The following is a 19,782-nucleotide window of genomic DNA, read 5'->3' as shown; positions in this document are numbered from 1 at the left end:
TAAGGATTTTTATCATGAACAAAATGCTTAGTGCTATCGCTTGCGCAGCAACACTTCTAGCAACTCCTGTTGTGGCTAAAGAAGTCCGTCTTGCTTCTGACTTCACCTATCCGCCATTCAATTACATGGACACTAATGGCAAGCCAGTCGGATTTGATATCGAGATCGCCGATGCACTATGTGCTGAAGCCCAGCTCAAATGTACCTGGGTTTCACAAGCCTGGGACTCGTTAATTCCAAGCCTGTTAGCACGTAAATCTGACGTCATCATGGCATCAATGCGAATCACTGAAGAGCGTAAGAAACGTATCCTGTTCACCAACAAATACTACCAAACCCCAGCGCGCTTCGTTGCTAAAACAGGCAGTGATATTGCTCTGACTCAGTCAGAGATGAAAGGTAAGGTGATTGGCGTACAAAGCGGCACTATCCACGATCGTTACGTGACAGATAAATTTGGTGATGTTGCTGAAATCAAACGCTATTCAGGTCAGGATGAAGTCTATATTGATATGAATAATGGTCGACTCGATGTGACGTTTGGTAATTCCGATCAATTAGCCTTGGCATTTTTGGACAAGGAGATCGGTCAGGGATTTGAGTTCATCGGCAAACCAGTAACAGATAAAGCCTATATTGGTGAAGGAACGGCATTAGCGTTGCGTCAGCAAGATAAAGCTCTGGCAGAAAAATTCAATCAAGCCATCGATACCATTCGCAAAAATGGTACCTACGATAAGATTGCAGCTAAGTACTTCTCCTTCGATATCTATGGTGAAGAGCTGTAACCACAATCAAAAAAGAGGCTGAATAAGCCTCTTTTTTTAGTTCAGTTTCGCATTTCGATAGCGAACCATCACTTCACTGTCTGGCTGATATTCAGCGATCAACTGCTCAAGTAAACCGTCGTTTTTTAACTGGTTAAAGCTCTCTTGCAAGGCTGCAACTACCTCAGGAGAGGTGTTATTCCCCGTCACCAGCCATAGCTCCTTACACAACTTATCTATCTTGATAACTTCGATAAACTCGTCCGGATTATAGCCGTACTGCTCCATACGATAATAATAACTTGAGGTCACCAGAGGAGCGAAGTCTACACGATGAGCTCGTAGCAGCTTGATTGCTACTTGTCCGTAGTTGACGGGAATAATATTGTTGAAGCCCTCTTCTTTAATCACCTCTTCAAAAGAGCTGGCAGCCTGAGCAGCGAAGCTATAGTTTTTGAGGTCAGAAAGGTAATCAGGGTTGACTGGAGGACCTTCGATGTGACGATAGACCGCTACTTCATACGGAGAAACTGGACCTATCCACTGAAACTGTTGCTCACGATTAGGGGTACGTGAGAGAGAAAAGAACAAGACGTTCTCATTCTCTTGAGTATTGCGTATAGCGCGCTTCCAGGGCAGAAAATGGATACCACTGATTTCCATCTCCAGATTCTGTGAAGCATGTTCAACCACAGCTTCAACAACTTAACCACATAGCCTTCGGCTTGCTCTCCGACCTGAACCTGGAGAGGGGGGAATTCCTGAGTATACAGTTCTAGCTCAACCGGCTTAGCAAAACTGCTCACGCAAAACATCCCGCTGAGCAATGCGAGACCTAAACGCTTAGTGTTAATCAATTGGGGTAACATATTAATTTTTATTCTTAAATCAGCATAACAGCAAACGCGGCTACTATAACTAACTGATTCATCAGATCAATAAGCGATTAGTACAAAATGTGCTCAAGTCACCAAAAAGCGCCCATCTTTAGTTGTGTAACAAATCGACGACACTATCACTCGCGACTTTATTACTCCCCATCATGCCCTGCTCGAGAGACAAATCTCACATGCCATAAACGAAAAAAGATCCCATTAAGGGATCTTTTGAAAGCTTGTGCAAAGAGAAGTAATCAACTATTACTTCGAGTATCTTGCCATTGCCGCTTGCTCTTTTGGCACGACAGTCTTGCCAATTGGCGCCAGTGAAATATACGCCAATTTCAGATGCTGCAGTGCGAACGGAATACCAATGATGGTAATGAAACATGCCACTGCTGACATGATGTGGCCAATAGCCAACCAGATACCTGCAAACACAAACCAAATAACATTACCGACCAGGCCAAGCGGGCTGGTGCCGATATCGGTTTCATTGGTCAGTTCATCACGAGCAATCGCCTCTTGCCCAAATGGGAAGAACGAAAAGTTACCCATAACAAAACACGCACGTCCCCATGGAATACCAATGATACTGATAAATGCGAGTAGTCCGAAGAACCACCACATCAATCCCATCACAATACCACCGCACAGGAACCAAATAATATTACCGAGTGTTCTTAACACCTGCTCTCTCCTTTGTTAGAAACCTCGCTACTGGGCAAATACTGCTCATAGCTAGGAAGGGTCATAAATCGAATCTCAAAGTGCCTTCCCTATTGGTTATCAGTATCAGGATTTTTCCTTAACCTAACATGAACAGTTTAAGCTAACCCCTGCCAAACTGCAGTCGCACCGCTGATACTGCACAAGGTTAAAGCTCCGATGCGAATCTTCTCTTTCGGCAACGAATGGGTGGTTAACTGAGCCAGTTTATAACCAACCCACGCAGCAGGAACAAGGGGAATACTGATCCATACATGGTGTAGTGTTAAAAAGCCTGCTGGCATCTGAATCAACAACGAGATAAATGAGCTAAAGACAAAAAAAGCTGACAGATTACCCCGTAACTGGTTCGCCTCCTGATGCTGTAACAACAGTGCCATCGGCGGACCGCCTATGCCCGAACTGGTCCCAAAGAGTCCTGAGAAAAAACCAGCTACACCCATACGTGTCGACGTCGGTTCAATACGGAACGGAAGTAAGCTCACTGCTACGGCAAACAACACCAAAGCACCAAGCCATATCGCCATCAAGTTTGTAGACACCATCACCAGTAAAACACCACCAGCTATCGAGCCAGGAACACGGCCGATCAGCGCCATTTTAAGGCCACCTATTTCCACACTGTCACGATGCTTAAAAGCATTGAGCAGAGAAATAAACAGTGCCACCAGACAGATTGGTGCGGGAACGTACTCAGGAGCAACTAAGATTAATAGTGGCGCAGAGACAATCGCCAATCCAAAACCGATTGCGGTCTGGACAAACGATCCAAGGAAGAAAAGAAAGGCAGCAATCAGTGCCTCTGTAGTGACCCATTCAGCAAACATGTAAGAAAATATTTAAAAGTAGATGAGCCCATCATAATCTAAGTTGGACTAAAACGGGCTCACTATTTTCTATTTATTATGCAGTTGCATAACGTTGCACTGGTCGGTCATTAATTGGCAAATGAATCAAAGCTGCAGCGAATGCAAGTACAACGGTTGACCACCAGATTGGATCGTAAGAGCCGTAGTAGTCATAGATACGACCGCCAGCCCAGGCACCCAGAAAACTGCCTACCTGATGCGTAAAGAAAACCAGACCGTAGAGAGTTGAAAGGTACTTAGCACCAAAGATCTGACGCACTAAGCCAGACGTCAGTGGCACAGTACCCAACCAACAGAAACCAATTGCTCCACCAAAGATAGCAGCAGTGTGTTCCGTCACCGGCAAGGTCACAAAGGCACCAATAACCAGAGTGCGCATCAGATAGAGTGCTGACATCACATGGCGTTTGCTATATCTGTCACCCATCACGCCCCAAAAGTAAGAGCCAAAGATGTTAAATATGCCGACGTAGGCCAATGCCATGGCTGCGGTCGAAGCTGGCAGATGTTTGTCAGCCAGATAACTCGGTAAGTGAGTGGCAATAAACATCACATGGAAGCCACAAACGAAGAATCCAAGATGAATTAGCCAATAACCTTTATGCGCAAATGCTTCTTTTAAAGCCTGCTTCAGAGTCTGATTCTCGTCGGCATGGTTGCCGCTAGCCATCTGCTTCGGTTTACCGCTCTTCATAAACAACGCAAAAGCGATCATGGTGCTACACAAGATAGCAAAACCTTGCAGGGCTCCCTGCCAGCAAAAATCGGTCAACAACGTCTGCGCACCTGGGATCATAGCGAACATACCAAACGAACCCGCCGCAGTCGTTAAACCAAATGCCTTTGCTGCGTGTTCTGCAGGCACTACTTTGGCAACCGCGCCCAGTACAATCACATAGCTGGTCGCACTTAAACCTAAACCAACCAAAACACCAAGCGAAAGGTAAAGCAGACTCGGTTCAACAGCGATTGAAGTCAGGTATAAACCTAGGCTGTATGCGATGGCACCGAGAATAATGATTCGCTTAGCGCCAAAGCGGTCTGATGCCATACCGACAAACGGCTGAAACACGCCAAATAACAAGTTTTGCAGTGCAATAGCAAAGCTAAAGAACTCTCGACCAGTCTGAAAGTGGTCAGAAATAGGCATCATAAAGATACCGAAAGATTGTCTAATCCCAAGACAGATAATCAGAATGGCAATTCCAAGCCAAACCATTAAAGGAAATCGAAAAATGCTCATCGCAAAACCTTAGTGATGATGGTGGTGAGAATGGTCTTGGTGGTCACCAGTAGTTTGGTGACAGCCACTGTTAATCGCTTGCTGGGCCAACAACTCCAGTAAGGCTGGCGAGTTATGGACAGCAACAAGTGATAACGTCAGTAACAGGGTCATTCTCACTAGCTGAGCGAAAAGTGATTGAGAAAACATGATTCTTAATCTCAGCATGGGTTTAAAAAGAGCGCGAAGTGTAGAGATCGACGCGCGATGACTCAAATGACATTTTGACAATCTGGGTATGCATAACATGCATAGTTATATGCACACCCTGTCAAACAAAGACTGCGTTACCCTTTCCAGGTTCGCATTTGCTCGATCCCGTCTGTCATAAGATCCCAATTAAGAAGGCTTAGCTGATACTCGCCAGCTTTACCTGTCAGCCGGATTCCGTAGCTATTGAGCCGATAGGCAAGCACTGCGTAAAAAGCATCGACAGCTGTCGGTTTATCGAACATAAATGGTAGCTCGGCAGCGTCAAATATCGCTTCCACTCGCTCAATTTCTGGTCGCAGTTGAGGTGTATTTCGATCAACTGGCGCAACGGGTTCGAGAGTGAATCCGCATAGGCTACGCAGGTTAAAGAACCCAGCGTGCAGTTCGCTACACAAAGAGCGGGCATAGGCTCGCTGTTCACGCGAAGCAGGCAACAGAGCACCATCCGCAAGCTCATTGAAATACTCAGTAATGGCAAGAGAATCGTGAACCAGCAGGTTTTCTGCTTTGAGTGCCGGAACCAGTCCGGTTGGTGATAACAGCGCCAATTGCTGACGATAGTCGGGCTTAGTCAGGTCGACCACCTTAACGCTGACATCAATATCAGCAATCTTTGCGCACAACCACGCGCGCAAAGACCATGTAGAATCCGTTCCAACAATTAACTGCATTGCTCCACCTCCTGTGAGACAAGTGTAAATCCTTCATCCAGCCATCCGGTCACTCCGCCGATCATTTTTTTCACCGGACGACCAAGTTTGGCTAATCGAATGGCGGCTTTCTCAGTTCCGTTACAGTGTGGCCCGGCGCAATAGACCACAAACAGGGTGTCTGTTGGATACTCCGCCAGTCTTTTCTCATTCAATCGCGGCTGAGGAATATTGATCGCCCCTTCAATATGCCCTTGTTCAAACAACACTTCAGCCCTGACATCAACCAAGACAAAATCTTGTAAACCGTTAGTTAGCGCATGGTGCACATCCCAACAATCCGTTTCGAACTTAAGCAACTGTTCAAAATGCTTTAGAGCTTCTTCACTCCCTGCCGCTGTCACTCTTGATACTGCACTAGACATACTATCCTCTCCCTGATTAATTAACTACGTCACTATCATGCCGAGGATTAACCGAGGGTGACATTGGCGTAAAAGACAGTTATCGTTAATTTTCAGCCAAGTTAAACCGACTATCTCAAGGAATGAAGATGAACAAAGTTGCCATACTTGCCCATTCACACGTCACCCTGTTTGAAATGTCGTGTGCGATAGAGCTATTTGCGTTGCCAAGACCAGAGTTTGAAAACTGGTATCAGGCAGATGTCATCAATCTCGAAGGCGACGATATTCACACCACTGGGAATCTGCTCGTCACCGCGCAGCACGGCAACTCACTTGAGTCCTATGACACCCTAATCATTCCAGGCTGGCCTACTTGGGACTATCCAATTCCAGAGATAATCGCGCAGCAGGTCAGTCAATTTACTCAAGAGGGTAAGCGAGTACTTACACTTTGTTCCGGTTCGTTTTTGATGGCCCGGCTTGGACTGCTTGATGGAAAAACAGCGACCACTCATTGGATGTACGAACAGAAATTTCGTCAGCAGTTCCCCCTTGTTCACTACCAGCCAGATGTACTGTATGTATTTGATGGCAACATTGGCTGTTCCGCTGGCAGTGCTGCGGCTCTCGATCTTGGACTGGCAGTGATTCGACAGGATTATGGTTACAATATTGCCAACCAGGTTGCGAAAAGACTGGTGATTTCGGCACACCGACTCGGAGGACAGGCACAGTTTGTTGAGACACCGATACTGGAAGTGCCAAACCAGTTTTCCGCCGCAATCGACTGGGCCAATAGCCAACTCGACAAAAGCATTACCGTCGATATCCTGGCTGAAAAAGCCAATATGTCGCGACGTACCTTTGACCGGAAATTTCGCGCCAGCTTTAGCCTCTCACCTAAAGAGTGGCTCACTCAACAACGTATTGAACGAGCCAAGGGCTTACTCGAAGTAGAAGCACATTCAATTGAGCGGCTAGCCAACATGGCCGGGTTTGAAAATGCCACCACTCTGCGCCATCACTTTCGTCGCTTAGTTGGCGTATCACCTCAACAATACCGAGCGCAGTTTAACGATAAATAGATCACGATTTGATTCAGCAAAGTTAAGCACTCTTGATGTAAATCAACTCAGGTTCAGTTACTGATCTTCCGGCGATGTAAAAATGACATCTAGTTGCTAGCATACCCGCTCCAAAGTCAGTGAGTGAACCAAATGAAAGCCAACCTAAACAAAGTCCTGCTCGACATCGCGCTCAACCTTAGTTCCAACCAGCACAGCGAAGCTCAATATCAGCTATTAATCGATGGTATCGATAAAGTCTTCCCATGCGATGCCAGTGCTCTGTTTGTTCTCGATCAGGATGGCTTTCTTACCCCTGTAGCGGTCAAAGGTATTTCCACCAGCATTCTGGCACGGCGCTTTTTTCCTGCGACCCACCCGCGACTGGAAACCATTATGCAGAGTAAACAACCAGTCAGGTTTGGCGCTGACTGTGAGTTGCCCGACCCATTCAGTGGCATCCTGCTTAGTGAAGAAGCCGAGCTCGACGTTCATGACTGTATGGGCTGTAGCCTCTATGTTGAAGGTCAGCTGGTTGGCGTACTGACTTTAGATTCCCTGACCGTTGGCGCATTCGATGACATCGATCCCGTCACGATGGAAACCTTCGCGGCTCTGGCTGCTGCGACTCTGCGTAATATCGCTCAGGTTAAAGCACTAAAAGCGCAGAACAAAAAACACAAATCGGTTACTCAGACCCTTATCCAGCAGGCTCGCCTGCAGAAAGGAGAAATGGTCGGCCTTAGCCCACAAATCGAACAGTTACGAACGAATATTGCAACGGTTGCTCAGTCAGACTACGCCGTGTTAATCACTGGTGAGACCGGCGTTGGTAAAGAGCTGGTCGCTCATAGCGTCCACGCCCAAAGCCACCGTGCCGACAAGCCGATGATCTACGTCAATTGTGCCGCACTACCGGAAGGTCTGGCAGAAAGTGAACTGTTTGGCCACGTCAAAGGAGCGTTTACTGGCGCCAACAGTTCACGGGCCGGTAAGTTTGAACTTGCTGATGGAGGTACCATTTTTCTTGACGAATTGGGTGAGTTGCCACTGATGCTTCAAGCCAAGCTGCTACGTGTCATTCAGCAGGGTGAATTGCAGCGTGTTGGTAGCGATCAACATCTGCTGGTCAACGTCAGAATCATTGCTGCAACTAACCGTTCCCTCGAACAGGAAGTAGCAGCGGGTCAGTTCCGCGCAGACCTTTACCACCGTTTAAATGTGTTTCCTATTTCAGTCCCGCCGCTGCGTAAGCGTGACGGAGACCTACCTGTTCTGGCAGGTTATCTACTGGAAAAAGTTCGTAGTCAGTTCAACATTCCTAACCTGCACCTGCATCCTAAAAGTCTGACTTGGTTAGAAAAACAGAGCTGGCCAGGAAACGTCAGGGAACTAGAACACACCCTGACTCGTGCAGCGCTGAGGGCAATTCAGCAACAGCAGCAAATGATCCGTATTGGACATTTTGACGCTGGTCTCGGTAGTTCTGATGAAGGTATCTTTCAGGACGCGCTACCCAACGAAAGTCAGGCGATGCGTGGCCTGGTTGAATCGTATCAGAAGCGCTTAATCGTACACGCTCTGAATAAATCCAACGGCACCTGGTCACAAGCTGCAGAGTTCCTGCAAATGGACCGTGGTAACCTGTACCGCATGGGTAAAAAGCTTGGTGTCGAAGCCTGATGGTCGTGTAGTGAGCCCCTCGGTTGACTACACTGCGCTCCCTTCAGTCCTATGGCTGTCGAATAGCAACAGCCATAGCCATTCATAGTTGATGTAAAAAATACATCATTGGTAAGCCTCGTTCTGCTGCTTATTTTTTTGCTACTCCGTTCGCTAGTATCTTGAGTCATAGACATTTTTTTGTGCAATTCATCACCATTGTCTCGCTAGCACTGTACTGTCTCCAAGTTTTAGGGCTACTTACCCCACCAAAGCGTGATGTAAAAAACACATCACCAGCGTTGTTGTATTGACATCACCACTCGCTCTTTACTTTAACTTAATTCAATAAAATCAACAGCTTAATCATTGGCACGTTAAGTGCTATATAGGGAGCAAAACGAAACAAACAGCCATTGTGGCTGGATAACGATTATTACTGGAGACGCGCAATGTTCTGTATTCAATGTGAACAGACAATTCAAACCCCTACTGTTAAAGGCTGCTCATTTGCACAAGGTATGTGTGGCAAAACATCTGAAGTTTCTGACCTACAAGACGTATTAGTTTACACCCTACAGGGCGTTTCTTACTGGGCTGAACAGGCTCTGAAGTTTGGTATTGTCGATGACGCGGTAAACCAATGGGCGCCAAAAGCCTTCTTCTCTACCCTGACTAACGTTAACTTTGACCCTCAACGCATTCTTGAACTATCTGCTCAGGCGGCAATGTATAAAGCACGTCTTAAAGAACAAACTCTGGCAGCCGCTAAACTGGGCAATGTTGAGCTGGACGCAGCACCAGTCGTTGCAAACTTCGAGCTACCAGCATCTGCGGAAGAGATTCTGGCTTTTGCTCCTCAGGTTGCGGTAAACCGTGGCTATCAGGAAATCAGCGAAGATGTGATTGGTCTTCGTCTGCTATGTCTATACGGCCTTAAAGGTGCGGCGGCATACATGGAGCACGCGCGTGTTCTTGAGCAGACTAACAACGACATCTACGCCGAGTACCACCAAATCATGGCGTGGCTGGGTACCGATCCAGAAGATCTTAACGCTCTGCTTGAGTGTTCAATGCAGATCGGTCTGATGAACTACAAAGTGATGGAAATGCTCGATGCGGGTGAAACAGCGACATTCGGTCACCCGACTCCAACAGCGGTTAACGTTAAAACCGTTAAAGGCAAAGCGATTCTGGTTTCTGGTCACGACCTGCATGACTTAGAAAAAATTCTTCAGCAAACTGAAGGCAAAGGCATCAACGTTTATACCAATGGCGAAATGCTCCCGGCACACGGCTACCCAGAACTGAACAAATACCCTCACCTGGTAGGTAACTACGGTAGCGCATGGCAGAACCAGCAAAAAGAATTTGCCAACTTCCCTGGCGCAATCGTGATGACGTCAAACTGCCTGCTTAACCCGAACGTGGGTCAATATGCAGATCGCCTGTTTACTCGTAGCATCGTTGGCTGGCCAGGTGTTGCTCATATTGAAGGTGACGATTTCAGCCAGGTAATCGAATGTGCACTCGCGCAGGAAGGCTTCAAACACGATGAAATTGAGCAAATGATCACGGTTGGTTTCGGTCGTAACGCGCTAATGGAAGCAGCTCCGGCTGTTGTTGAGCAAGTGAAAGAAGGCAACATTAAACACTTCTTCCTTGTTGGTGGTTGTGACGGTGACAAATCAGAACGTAGCTACTACACAGACTTCACTGCTCAGGCACCAGAGGATAGCGTAATCCTTACCCTTGCTTGTGGTAAGTTCCGCTTCAACAAAAACCAGTTTGGTGACATCAATGGTATCCCTCGTCTGTTGGATGTTGGTCAGTGTAATGATGCTTATTCAGCGATTCAGCTTGCTCTGGCGCTGTCTAAAGAGTTCGATTGTGACATTAATGAACTACCGCTAACACTGGTTCTTTCTTGGTTCGAACAGAAAGCGATTGTTATTCTGCTTACCCTGTTCGCACTTGGCGTTAAAGGCATCTACACAGGTCCGACTGCACCTGCATTCCTGACTGATAACCTGCTGGCTATCATTCAGGAGAAGTTTGATATGCGTAGCATCGGCAACGTGGAAGAAGATCTAAAAACCATCTTAGCTGCGTAATCATTTCACTGCCCACACCCAGTGCATAGAGCTCCTGTGTACTGGGTGTTTCTTTGCGAGAGAACCAAGATGTTTATTGAATGGCAAAATAACCAACCAGCACTTATGCGCTGTAGCGACAAGTGGCAGGAAACGGAAGATACCGTCAGCATCAAGTTACAAGCTGCTGATGGCTGCCACCTTCATTTTAGTAGCTTCAAGCCCGGTCAATTCGTTTCATTGGGCTTCGAGTTAAATGGCAAACTGGAGTATCGAGCTTACTCTATCGCTTCGATGCCAGGTGATGATCACCTCAAACTGACCGTAAAGCGTGTTGATGGAGGTTTAGTTTCTAACCATATCGTCGACCAATTCTCGATTGGAGATACAGTGCAGGTTCTCGCTCCGACAGGACCGTTTAATTGTGTCGATAATCAGCCAAAAGAAAAAGTCGTGTTGCTGAGCGCTGGTTGCGGAATCACTCCCGTGATGTCGATGGCAAAAACTTGGTTACGCGACAAAGAACAGCTCGACATCGTCTTCATTCATATGGCCAAGAGTGCTGCGAAGACCATCTATTTTGATGAGTTAGAGTCAATCAACGCGGTGCACAGTAACTTTGATCTTAAGCTATTGCTGAAAGACAACACAGGTACACAGCACCCTCAGGGTCGTCTTGATCAGCAATGGTTAAAAACACTCTGCCCGGACATAGGGCAGCGTACCGTCTACCTATGTGGTCCAACTCGCTTTATGCAAGACATGGAGCAATACTCTCTGGCTCTTGGGGTTGAAGCAGATCAGTTCCATCAGGAAAGCTTTACACCAATCGAGTCCAAGCAAGACTCTTCGTCCAGCGGTGTAGTACAGTTTGAAGTGCCTGCATTTGGTGTTTCTGCTCAAGTAGAACAGGGCTCAACGCTGGCTGACGTGCTCGAACAGCAAGGTGTGCCAATCATTATTGCCTGCCGTAGCGGTATGTGTGGCTCATGCAAATGTAAAGTTAATAAAGGTCAGGTGACTCGAAACAGTACCGAAACACTGAGCGAAGAAGATATTGCCAACGGCTATACTTTGGCTTGTTCAACCCAGATAGAGACAGACGTCGAAGTCGAGCTTATGTAGCAACAGTCAACAAACCGGGTCAGTTATAAGCTGACCCGGTTTCGAACGTTTATCTTGCCGTTTTGATCAAGGCATCCCTATCAGCGATTATCGGCTGTTCAACCTTAGCTTTTGCTGGTTTAACAATTAGACCAATCCCGACCAAAAACAGTCCTGATGCGACCACCTGAGCAACAGACAGCACCTCGTCATACATAAAGTAACCACTGATAAGTGCAAACACAGGTACCAACAGAGTTAGTGGAGCCGCTGTACTCAACGGATATTTAATCAGAGTTCGATTCCAGACCCAGTAGCCAAACAGAGTTGTCGGATATGCCTGGAATAACACCGCAACCGTTGTGCTCCAATCCCAGTTATCCAGCGCAGACCACAAGATCTGTTCGCCATGTAGCGCAGTAGCAAACAGCACCAGAGGAATCGGCGCAAACAGCATTCCCCATACATTAAATGCAAAGGCCTGAGTCGTTTTTGATGCTTTGACAATCACGCCCATTAATGTCCAGCTACACGCCGCAATCATGATTAGCACCACACCAGCTAACGTCACGTTACCTGTGGTCGACATTACCAGGACCAGTAACGCCACCATAGCCAATACGGCACCCGTGATCTTACGTGTCGATGCCTGCTCCTTAAACACCCACACGCCTACAATCATTCCGATGATAACGTTAGTTGACAGCAAGACCGATGAGATCCCCGATGATAAGCCTGCGGTAATTGACCACGACGCCATACCCCAGATACCGACACCAAACACTAAACCGTAGCTAACCAGATAGCGCCACTGAACGTTAGGTCTGGCAATAAAGAAAATCGCTGGCATTACTGCTAAAGCAAAACGTGCCGCCGTTGCCAGCAGAGGATGAACATTGGTCACCCCCATCTTGATCATTGAAAAATTGAATCCCCAGATGGCCATTACTGCAATTGCCAGTAGCAAATCATTTCTTTTCATATTCACCTCCTCTATGTTTTGAGTCAGTATCCCTTGAGCGCAAAATCATATACAGATACAATTTTTAAAAGAAAAACCGGTACAGTTAGACAATCGCGTAGCAGGCGGGGACAGATGAGCATCTATAAACAACTAGCCAATCAATTTGTTGAAGAGATTGAATCCGGATTACGTCAGGAAGGTGGCCGAATGCCATCACTCAGACAGTTAGCCAAACAGCAGTCAGTCAGCATGTCGACAGTAGTTAGCTGCTATCAAGAGTTGGAGTCACAAGGCTGGATTCTCTCTCGTCCTCAGGCTGGATATTTTGTTGCGCCACGCAAGCCACGTCATTCAACGCCAGAGTGGGCTCAATTTGTCAGCAAAGTATCGAATGTTACCCAGAGCTACCCTTCCCACCCATCAGTTCAGGGCCCGCTAGGCGTCTCAACCACCATTAATGACCAGCAATCCGTTACCGAACTAGAGCGCAGTTTCCGTCGTTCATTGAAGCGTTTAGGTGACCGTCTCAACCACTACCCGGATACTCAGGGAGAACCGTTACTGCGACAGGCTCTCGCGACTCATTTCGCTAAGATCAACCTGCACTTCCCCGCCGAACAAGTTGTGATTACCGCAGGTTGTATGTCTGCAATCAAAGCAGCTCTGGAGTCATGCAGTAATGAAGGCGATACCATTGCCATTAGCTCACCTTGCTTTAACGGTATTCTGGAACTGCTCGGGCAGATGAAGCGACAAATCGTAGAGATACCCTCTCTGGATGACGGTATCGATCTCGAACAGTTAGAAACACATCTTAAACATAAACGGGTTGATGCAGCGATTTTCTGTACCTCGCATATGAACCCGCAAGGGATCAATATGTCGGCCAGTCAGAAACAGGCACTGGCAAATTTGGCTAACAAATATCGGGTACCGATCATCGAAGATGATGTCTATCTTGAACTGTCGTATAGCGACCATACACCTCTACCTGCCAAGTATTACGACAAGGGTGGCTACGTGTTGTGGTGTGGTTCTGTATCGAAAAGCCTGTCACCGAGCTACCGACTCGGCTGGTGCTTGCCGGGCAGATACCTTGATGTCTACAAAGAGAAGTTCACCGCCGCCAGCTACGGGGTAGCACTGCCCACTCAGCTTGCCGTCGCCGACTTTATCGACTCAGGTCAATACGCTAAGCATGTTCGACATCGTAGAGCAAAACTCCTCGATCTAAGACGCCAATATCTCGATTACTTAGCCGAGCACTTACCAGCAGGCGTTAACATCAGTAATCCACAAGGTGGCATGGTGCTTTGGTTACAGGCTCCGGGATTAGACTGCGAAGCTTTTGCGATTGCGGTTGATCAGCACAAGCTTGATATCCGGCTTGGCAAGCTGTTTAGTACTCTTGATCTTTACCGGGATTGTCTGCGGATCAACATAGGCTATCCGCTGGAAGGAGAAGCAAAGCGCCAGCTAGACATACTGCTGACGCTGATTAACAAGCACAAAAGCTAGCAGATCAATCTGACCACCAGCGAGCCCGGAGCGCGCACCGACTCTACGTTGTGGCTAATAACAACCCCTGCAGACGGCGAAAAGTAGGTCTGAATCTCATCACCAAAACTGTTGTATTGAGTGGCGAGCTTCTGACCCTGCTTAACCTCTTCAAGCAGTTCAACATGGCAAATAACAAATCCACCTTGCTCCGCTCTGACACTGGTGATGGTATTACCTTCAACACAGGCATTGTTGGCGCTCTCAACCTCGCCATCCAGTAGCTCATAACAGCGCAGTACATTGAGCACGCCAGTTGTTGCCCTATCCACCATCTCCAGATCGGTATAACGTCCAACGCCTACTTCAATCGTTATCGATGGAATATCCGCTCGGTTATACACGGTTTCTAAAATACCAGGATCACCCGGATCATTAAGAATCACATCAGGGTTGATAAGACGGGCCATACGAATGGCATCATCAATACGATAGTCAGCAAAAGCATACAGAGGGTAAGCACTGCCACTGGTTTGAGAATGAAGATCAATAGCCAGGTCCGCATTCGGTTTCAGGAGGTTTTCCCATAGGCTGTTGGCATACCGGCTGGCATCATCACCATGAGGATTGCCGGGAAAGATCCGGTTGAGGTTAGCCGACGAGCTGTCTGGTGCCGCAGAATGGAAGTCACGGCTGTGGCGAGCGATACCTGATAAATTAACTGCGGGTACTATGGTCACACAGCCAGAGATGCTCTTCCCTTCCAGTTCACGAGCGAGCTTCTGCGCGGTGAGGATACCGTTTTGTTCATCTCCATGCACACCAGCGGTGATCATGATGCGTTTGCCCGGTTTAGAACCTTTAAATACACGTACAGGTAAAGTTTGCGGATGACCAATCGCATCCGTTGCTACTGCAAACCAAAACTTATGCTCACCAGGTTCAAGCGCGTTCACATCCAGTGCCTGAATAGTGGGGTACATTGGGACAATACATTCGTTCAACGGTTTGGTCATTTTCATCCTCAGCAAACAAAGGCGCGCATCCGCTGCACGCCTTAAATTCTTCATTGAGGGTTACTTTAATATGGAAGCGATCAATAAAGTAGTCATTGAACAGAATTTTTGACCGCTTTGAGCTTACAGACTAGCTTTCTTTGGTTGAAGTCACGATGACACTAAACAGGATCAATAAGCCACCAACAATTTGCAGTGTGGTGAGTGACTCTTGCAGCCAGATCATAGCGAAGATGGCGCCAAACAGAGGTTCACTGCCCATCAAGAGCGACACGCGTGTTGGAGACGTTCGACGGACAGCATAGTTCTGAACATAGAATGCAAACAGAGTACAGAACAGAACCAGATACGCCACGGTTAACCAGAACTCAACACTGGTCGGGATAACAAACTCTGACGCAGGTAAGTATGTCACCGCACAAATTATCGCGACAGTCGCAACAACCAGTGACTGCAGGGCGGTTAAGGTACTGGTTGTGATCTGCTTGCCTTCGGTAAAGCGCTTAGTCAGCGTTACCATTAGCGCCCTCAAAAGTGCAGCGGCTAAGATAAAGTAGTCGCCACCATTCAATGACAACTCAAAACCCTCATCACTGGTTAGCAGCAAAACCCCAACTACACTGCATAGAGTCAGTAACCATAAGGTATTGCTGACCCTTTTCTTGTTGATGATCAGTTCAGCAAAGGCCGTCAGAATTACCGACAGGCTGATAAGGAACGCCGCATTTGATGCTGAGGTCTGAGAGACCCCAAACACTTCGCAGAAAAAAATCGCCGATAGGATCAGACCGGTTGGGAGGGCTATTTGCCAGTCTTTGCTCAGTCCTTGGCGAAAGTCTCGAATCACTACAGGTAGCATACACAGAAAAGTGATCGAAAAACGGATTGAAATGAATACCAGAACACTGGTAAACACAAGGGCACTTTTTGTCAGACCATAACTGGTTCCCCAGAAAATCGCGACAAGAAGTAACATCAATTCTGTTAACGGTAATCTGAAACTTCCTTTTTTCAGTTGTTCCGTTGTGGTTGTCATTCTAATTCTCCATCTTGGTAAAAGTGACCACCAGTACATCCCGGTACGCACATCTTTCTTGGCACACGGAGGTAATGGGAGATACCTCGTGCAAAGTTCTATTATCGTTAGCCAGCACCATATCTAACGGTTGATCTAAGACTAAGCATTCCAATGTCTTCTTCTTAGCGTCGGTAATCCTGGTCTCGCCACCAGTAATGTTGTTTCGCCTCATGACAATGCTGGCCAGGTAAGTAACACCATTCCGATGTAAGCCTTCCGGTGTGGGTAGACCTTTTTTTGCGCCATCCGCAACGATACGCTGAGGATGCACACCAATAATCCAGTCACTTGGCCTGCCCTCGCACCAATCAAAGATATTGCTCATCATTAGCAATAACTTGTCTAGGATCGGCGATGTCATAAACACTTTGGTCAGTGGCGCGAAGTGACGATCCATTCCACCGTTTAGCGAGTTAACCTCCAGTGACTGAACAAAGGCCTGATGTGGTAGCAAAGTCAGCTTTGTACTATCTATGTGTTTTAGGTACTGGCCGTAGCGTCGATGCCGATACATCCCACCGTCAGCCATAAAGCGATCCAACTCAAGATGACTCCAGCAGTTCTTAAAGCGGGTGACTTCATCCACATTGGTTGCCAACATAGCCGTCATCTGCCGGCCACTAATGAAGACGTAGTTGTGTAAATCAAGCAAGTTGGCAATCACTGGCGTATAGCGTTCAACTAACAATGAGTCCATCTCATCGCCTCCCTAAACCTTGTAGGGGAATGGCTTGATAAGAGGCTAAAATCGTTGAATTTCTTATCGTTGTTACCTTGTCCACAATGACGTTCCGTTATAAGGCTTTCATTGTTGACTACACTAGTATCCACAAGTAACGTAAGTGAAACAATATGGTTATTCTGCAAAGGATTTTTGCACCATGGACACAAATAAGCTTATTCCACTACTTTCGGAAATGGCGATCTTCGTTAACGTTGTCGAAACAGGAAGTTTCTCTAAAACGGCGAAGAAGCTTGGGGTTTCCCCCTCTTCAGTCAGCCGTTCAATAACCCGATTAGAAAATACCCTCGAAGAAAAATTGCTTGAGCGTACCACCCGCCAGATGCGCCTAAGTACCACAGGTCAGGAAGTGTACAGCTTGTGCTCAGACATGATGCACTCGGCCAAACTCGCAGTATCTGCTGCACAGACCGATAAGTCAGAAGTGTCAGGTGTACTGCGGGTAGCAGCGCCTAAAGCCCTCTCTCGTCAGGTGCTGATGCCAATGATTCTCGACTTTATCCAAGAGTTTCCAAAGGTGAGTTTGCAGCTGAAAGTCGCCGACCACTATATCGACCCGATAGGTGATGAAGTGGATGTCATTATCCATATCACCGATAAACCTAACATTGGTCTGATCGCACGAACACTTAGCCAATGCCGTTTAGTCCTGTGTGCCAGTCCGGATTATCTAAAACAATATGGTACTCCTCAGCACCCCGACCAAATCACCGATCACAACTGTTTATGTCTGGGGGAAAACCCTCGTGACCGAATTTGGGATTTCACTCAAGATGAGCAAAAGCTATCGATCAATGCCAACGGCTCTTTTGCTGTAAACCATAGTGAGATTCGTCGCGAAGCCGTGTTGCGAGGCATTGGACTGTCGGTGTTTCCTGAGTTTGCGATCCAAGAGTATCTCGATTCTGGACAGGTCGTAGAAGTGCTGCAAGATTGGCATATCGGTGGAAACTATCAGGGGCAGGTTATCGCTCAATATGCCCAGTCAAAATTTATTCCCGGGCAAATCAAAGCGTTTGTCGATTACATGCAGAGCAAATTCACTCAGCAGTAACCTGTTTGGCAGTTAAGTGATCGACCAACTGTTGCGCCAATTGATGAGTAGCGATATTACGCGTGACGACTTCAGTGGCTATTTTTCCGCTTCGTACCACATTGAGCCAATCGGTAATCATCGCTTCAAAGCCTTTGCTGGCGAGCATTGGCGTCCAGTCTTTTAACGCAATCACTGACTCTTCAGATTGCTGCCATATACGACCAGAGGTAAAGGAATCAAACTCCAGCGCCTTGTTGACATAAGTCGCCGAGACTCGTTCTTTAGTGATGCCAAACTGGCGATTCATTGAAGCGTGTAACAAGGTCTCCCCTACCTGCCACTGCACATCAAGCCGAGCCAGCTTGTCGCCATCAAACTGACGGGTCACATAGACATGTTCTAAGGTCGATTGAGCATTGAGGTTGATGCTATCGAGAGGATGAATAAAGTCATCAAAGACAAAAGTACGGATATCGCCACTGAGGTTATATCTGTGCTTCTCCCATCTTAATGAAGTCAGCTCACCAACCGTCCCCTGACTCAACTCAGGAATATGCTGATTGTAGAGCGGTATATGTCGACGGTTAAAGCCGACATACAGTGGCTGCCTGTGACGCTCGGCAACTTCATAGAGAAACTCAACATCTTGCGCTGAGTTCGCCAACGGCTTGTCAACAAACGTCGCCACACCCTGCGCAAGGAAGAAGCCTGCGATTTCACGATGTGCAGCAGTGGCGGCGTGAATCATTACCGCATCAGGTTTATACGCCATAACATCACGATAATCCTGACAAAGATGTTCCACGCGATACTTCTGGCCTAACGCTTTCAGTGTGTCACCGTTACGAGTACAGAAGATCGGCTCGACATCAGCCAGTTGCGTGATAACTGGTAAGTACGCTTTCTGAGCAATATCACCCAGTCCAACAATCGCTACTTTCATACCCTTGATTAACTCCAGTTTAAGACACGAACTTCGTTACCCTCTTGAGGCAACTTAGGAATGTTGAGTGACAGGGTAAAGGAAACCAGTGCCATCGCCGCACCGATGTAGAACACCGCGGCAGGGGAAACCAGCCAGATAAAACCAAACGTCACGGGAATAAATACGGCCGCGATATGGTTGATGGTGAATGAAACACCCGCTGTTGAGGCCATATCTGCAGGGTCAGCGATCTTCTGGAAGTAGGTCTTGATCGCAAGCGCCAGAGCGAAGAACAGATGATCAATCACGTACAGAGCAGCAGCCCACTCTGCGGTTTCAACCAATGCATAACCAACGAAAACACCAATCAGGCCGGTGTATTCAAACATCAGTGCTTTGCGCTCACCGACCTGACCGATGAACTTACCAATACGCTTAGCGAACAGGAAGTTGAACAGGTAATTAATTAGAAACAGCATAGTGACGTCGGCAGCAGAATAACCAAACTTTTCTACCATCAGGAAACCAGCAAACACGGTAAAGATTTGGCGGCGGGCGCCACTCATAAAGGTCAGCGCATAGTAGAGCCAGTAACGCTTGCGAAGCACCAGCTTTTTGTTTTGCTGAACATGGGTTTCAAACTGCGGAAAAGCAAACGCCATCCAGGCGACCAGCAAGAAACCTATACCACCAAAGGTCAGATAGACCCATTTAAAATCCATCGAAAAAACTTCAAGGCACACCCACAGTGCACCGTAAGTCACCAGTGATGCTAATGCACCAACGGAGATAAACTTGCCTAACAT

At 47.3% G+C, this 19,782-nt stretch carries 20 protein-coding genes; 7 read left to right on the top strand and 13 right to left on the bottom strand.

Annotated elements, in window-relative coordinates; translation table 11 throughout:
• Nucleotides 1–14: 14 nt before the first annotated feature.
• Nucleotides 15–788: an ABC transporter substrate-binding protein gene (locus RH46_RS05680; protein ID WP_006878424.1), complete on the top strand. Its 774-nt coding sequence runs from the start codon at nucleotides 15–17 to the stop codon at nucleotides 786–788.
• A gap of 36 nt (nucleotides 789–824) precedes the next feature.
• Here the strand turns inward: RH46_RS05680 and RH46_RS05675 are convergent, their stop codons facing one another.
• The 7 genes from RH46_RS05675 to RH46_RS05645 form a co-directional block, all read right to left on the bottom strand.
• On the bottom strand, nucleotides 825–1,460 hold the full coding sequence (locus RH46_RS05675) for a substrate-binding periplasmic protein (RefSeq protein WP_006878423.1): 636 nt from the start codon (nucleotides 1,458–1,460) through the stop codon (nucleotides 825–827).
• Nucleotides 1,461–1,906: 446 nt separating this feature from the next.
• On the bottom strand, nucleotides 1,907–2,335 hold the full coding sequence (locus tag RH46_RS05670) for a YccF domain-containing protein (RefSeq protein ID WP_006878422.1): 429 nt from the start codon (nucleotides 2,333–2,335) through the stop codon (nucleotides 1,907–1,909).
• Nucleotides 2,336–2,472: 137 nt separating this feature from the next.
• On the bottom strand, nucleotides 2,473–3,201 hold the full coding sequence (locus RH46_RS05665; protein WP_006878421.1) for a sulfite exporter TauE/SafE family protein: 729 nt from the start codon (nucleotides 3,199–3,201) through the stop codon (nucleotides 2,473–2,475).
• Between the two features lie 76 nt (nucleotides 3,202–3,277).
• The gene (locus tag RH46_RS05660; protein ID WP_006878420.1) at nucleotides 3,278–4,486 is read right to left on the bottom strand and encodes an MFS transporter; all 1,209 of its coding nucleotides are present in this window, start codon (nucleotides 4,484–4,486) and stop codon (nucleotides 3,278–3,280) included.
• Nucleotides 4,487–4,495: 9 nt separating this feature from the next.
• Complete coding sequence (locus tag RH46_RS05655) at nucleotides 4,496–4,675, bottom strand: hypothetical protein (RefSeq protein WP_006878419.1); 180 nt, start codon at nucleotides 4,673–4,675, stop codon at nucleotides 4,496–4,498.
• Nucleotides 4,676–4,812: 137 nt separating this feature from the next.
• Nucleotides 4,813–5,409, bottom strand: a complete 597-nt coding sequence (locus tag RH46_RS05650; RefSeq protein WP_006878418.1) for a glutathione S-transferase N-terminal domain-containing protein — start codon at nucleotides 5,407–5,409, stop codon at nucleotides 4,813–4,815.
• Nucleotides 5,400–5,813: a rhodanese-like domain-containing protein gene (locus tag RH46_RS05645; RefSeq protein WP_006878417.1), complete on the bottom strand. Its 414-nt coding sequence runs from the start codon at nucleotides 5,811–5,813 to the stop codon at nucleotides 5,400–5,402. Before RH46_RS05645 ends, RH46_RS05650 begins: the two co-directional genes overlap by 10 nt.
• A 128-nt stretch (nucleotides 5,814–5,941) precedes the next feature.
• On the opposite strand from RH46_RS05645, the gene RH46_RS05640 reads away from it, so the two are divergent.
• The 4 genes from RH46_RS05640 to RH46_RS05625 all read left to right on the top strand — a co-directional run bounded on the left by RH46_RS05640 (nucleotide 5,942) and on the right by RH46_RS05625 (nucleotide 11,739).
• Entirely contained in the window at nucleotides 5,942–6,880 is a 939-nt protein-coding gene (locus tag RH46_RS05640) for a helix-turn-helix domain-containing protein (RefSeq protein WP_006878416.1), read from the top strand.
• Between the two features lie 132 nt (nucleotides 6,881–7,012).
• Nucleotides 7,013–8,542, top strand: coding sequence for a nitric oxide reductase transcriptional regulator NorR (gene norR, locus RH46_RS05635; RefSeq protein WP_006878415.1), 1,530 nt, complete (start codon nucleotides 7,013–7,015; stop codon nucleotides 8,540–8,542).
• A 431-nt stretch (nucleotides 8,543–8,973) separates the two neighbouring features.
• Entirely contained in the window at nucleotides 8,974–10,635 is a 1,662-nt protein-coding gene (hcp, locus tag RH46_RS05630; protein ID WP_006878414.1) for a hydroxylamine reductase, read from the top strand.
• A 69-nt stretch (nucleotides 10,636–10,704) separates the two neighbouring features.
• Nucleotides 10,705–11,739 carry an FAD-binding oxidoreductase gene (locus tag RH46_RS05625; RefSeq protein WP_006878413.1) on the top strand — a complete coding sequence of 345 codons (1,035 nt, stop codon included), beginning with the start codon at nucleotides 10,705–10,707 and terminating at the stop codon, nucleotides 11,737–11,739.
• A 49-nt stretch (nucleotides 11,740–11,788) separates the two neighbouring features.
• On the opposite strand, the gene RH46_RS05620 is transcribed toward RH46_RS05625, so the two are convergent.
• Nucleotides 11,789–12,700: an EamA family transporter gene (locus RH46_RS05620; RefSeq protein WP_006878412.1), complete on the bottom strand. Its 912-nt coding sequence runs from the start codon at nucleotides 12,698–12,700 to the stop codon at nucleotides 11,789–11,791.
• 114 nt (nucleotides 12,701–12,814) lie between these two features.
• Between RH46_RS05620 and RH46_RS05615 the strand changes: the two genes are divergently transcribed.
• The gene (locus tag RH46_RS05615; protein ID WP_006878411.1) at nucleotides 12,815–14,200 is read left to right on the top strand and encodes an aminotransferase-like domain-containing protein; all 1,386 of its coding nucleotides are present in this window, start codon (nucleotides 12,815–12,817) and stop codon (nucleotides 14,198–14,200) included.
• Here RH46_RS05615 and RH46_RS05610 read toward each other — a convergent pair.
• The 3 genes from RH46_RS05610 to RH46_RS05600 all read right to left on the bottom strand — a co-directional run bounded on the left by RH46_RS05610 (nucleotide 14,197) and on the right by RH46_RS05600 (nucleotide 16,970).
• The gene (locus RH46_RS05610) at nucleotides 14,197–15,195 is read right to left on the bottom strand and encodes a succinylglutamate desuccinylase/aspartoacylase family protein (RefSeq protein ID WP_006878410.1); all 999 of its coding nucleotides are present in this window, start codon (nucleotides 15,193–15,195) and stop codon (nucleotides 14,197–14,199) included. The genes RH46_RS05615 and RH46_RS05610 overlap by 4 nt on opposite strands.
• 130 nt (nucleotides 15,196–15,325) lie before the next feature.
• Nucleotides 15,326–16,231, bottom strand: a complete 906-nt coding sequence (locus RH46_RS05605; protein WP_006878409.1) for a DMT family transporter — start codon at nucleotides 16,229–16,231, stop codon at nucleotides 15,326–15,328.
• Nucleotide 16,232: 1 nt separating this feature from the next.
• Nucleotides 16,233–16,970 carry a 2OG-Fe dioxygenase family protein gene (locus RH46_RS05600; RefSeq protein ID WP_006878408.1) on the bottom strand — a complete coding sequence of 246 codons (738 nt, stop codon included), beginning with the start codon at nucleotides 16,968–16,970 and terminating at the stop codon, nucleotides 16,233–16,235.
• A 184-nt stretch (nucleotides 16,971–17,154) separates the two neighbouring features.
• On the opposite strand from RH46_RS05600, the gene RH46_RS05595 reads away from it, so the two are divergent.
• Nucleotides 17,155–18,069, top strand: a complete 915-nt coding sequence (locus tag RH46_RS05595; protein ID WP_006878407.1) for a LysR family transcriptional regulator — start codon at nucleotides 17,155–17,157, stop codon at nucleotides 18,067–18,069.
• On the opposite strand, the gene RH46_RS05590 is transcribed toward RH46_RS05595, so the two are convergent.
• Nucleotides 18,056–18,994, bottom strand: a complete 939-nt coding sequence (locus tag RH46_RS05590; protein WP_006878406.1) for a Gfo/Idh/MocA family protein — start codon at nucleotides 18,992–18,994, stop codon at nucleotides 18,056–18,058. The two genes, RH46_RS05595 and RH46_RS05590, sit on opposite strands and share 14 nt — an antisense overlap.
• An 8-nt stretch (nucleotides 18,995–19,002) precedes the next feature.
• Nucleotides 19,003–19,782: MFS transporter (locus tag RH46_RS05585; protein ID WP_006878405.1), on the bottom strand; the 780-nt coding region annotated here is incomplete at its 5' end.

Origin of the sequence: Vibrio brasiliensis LMG 20546, from assembly GCF_000189255.1 — a bacterium.
GTDB lineage: Bacteria > Pseudomonadota > Gammaproteobacteria > Enterobacterales > Vibrionaceae > Vibrio > Vibrio brasiliensis.
Note: the sequence above shows the minus strand (reverse complement) of the source record. Positions and strands in the feature narration are given on the sequence as shown.

Excerpts from the sequence above, each read along its gene's own strand:
- RH46_RS05680 (WP_006878424.1), top strand. The coding sequence starts at position 15 with ATGAACAAAATGCTTAGTGCTATCGCTTGCGCAGCAACACTTCTAGCA.
- RH46_RS05665 (WP_006878421.1), bottom strand. The coding sequence starts at position 3,201 with ATGTTTGCTGAATGGGTCACTACAGAGGCACTGATTGCTGCCTTTCTT.
- RH46_RS05660 (WP_006878420.1), bottom strand. The coding sequence starts at position 4,486 with ATGAGCATTTTTCGATTTCCTTTAATGGTTTGGCTTGGAATTGCCATT.
- RH46_RS05655 (WP_006878419.1), bottom strand. The coding sequence starts at position 4,675 with ATGTTTTCTCAATCACTTTTCGCTCAGCTAGTGAGAATGACCCTGTTA.
- RH46_RS05650 (WP_006878418.1), bottom strand. The coding sequence starts at position 5,409 with ATGCAGTTAATTGTTGGAACGGATTCTACATGGTCTTTGCGCGCGTGG.
- RH46_RS05645 (WP_006878417.1), bottom strand. The coding sequence starts at position 5,813 with ATGTCTAGTGCAGTATCAAGAGTGACAGCGGCAGGGAGTGAAGAAGCT.
- RH46_RS05640 (WP_006878416.1), top strand. The coding sequence starts at position 5,942 with ATGAACAAAGTTGCCATACTTGCCCATTCACACGTCACCCTGTTTGAA.
- norR (WP_006878415.1), top strand. The coding sequence starts at position 7,013 with ATGAAAGCCAACCTAAACAAAGTCCTGCTCGACATCGCGCTCAACCTT.
- hcp (WP_006878414.1), top strand. The coding sequence starts at position 8,974 with ATGTTCTGTATTCAATGTGAACAGACAATTCAAACCCCTACTGTTAAA.
- RH46_RS05625 (WP_006878413.1), top strand. The coding sequence starts at position 10,705 with ATGTTTATTGAATGGCAAAATAACCAACCAGCACTTATGCGCTGTAGC.
- RH46_RS05620 (WP_006878412.1), bottom strand. The coding sequence starts at position 12,700 with ATGAAAAGAAATGATTTGCTACTGGCAATTGCAGTAATGGCCATCTGG.
- RH46_RS05615 (WP_006878411.1), top strand. The coding sequence starts at position 12,815 with ATGAGCATCTATAAACAACTAGCCAATCAATTTGTTGAAGAGATTGAA.
- RH46_RS05610 (WP_006878410.1), bottom strand. The coding sequence starts at position 15,195 with ATGACCAAACCGTTGAACGAATGTATTGTCCCAATGTACCCCACTATT.
- RH46_RS05605 (WP_006878409.1), bottom strand. The coding sequence starts at position 16,231 with ATGACAACCACAACGGAACAACTGAAAAAAGGAAGTTTCAGATTACCG.
- RH46_RS05600 (WP_006878408.1), bottom strand. The coding sequence starts at position 16,970 with ATGGACTCATTGTTAGTTGAACGCTATACGCCAGTGATTGCCAACTTG.
- RH46_RS05595 (WP_006878407.1), top strand. The coding sequence starts at position 17,155 with ATGGACACAAATAAGCTTATTCCACTACTTTCGGAAATGGCGATCTTC.
- RH46_RS05590 (WP_006878406.1), bottom strand. The coding sequence starts at position 18,994 with ATGAAAGTAGCGATTGTTGGACTGGGTGATATTGCTCAGAAAGCGTAC.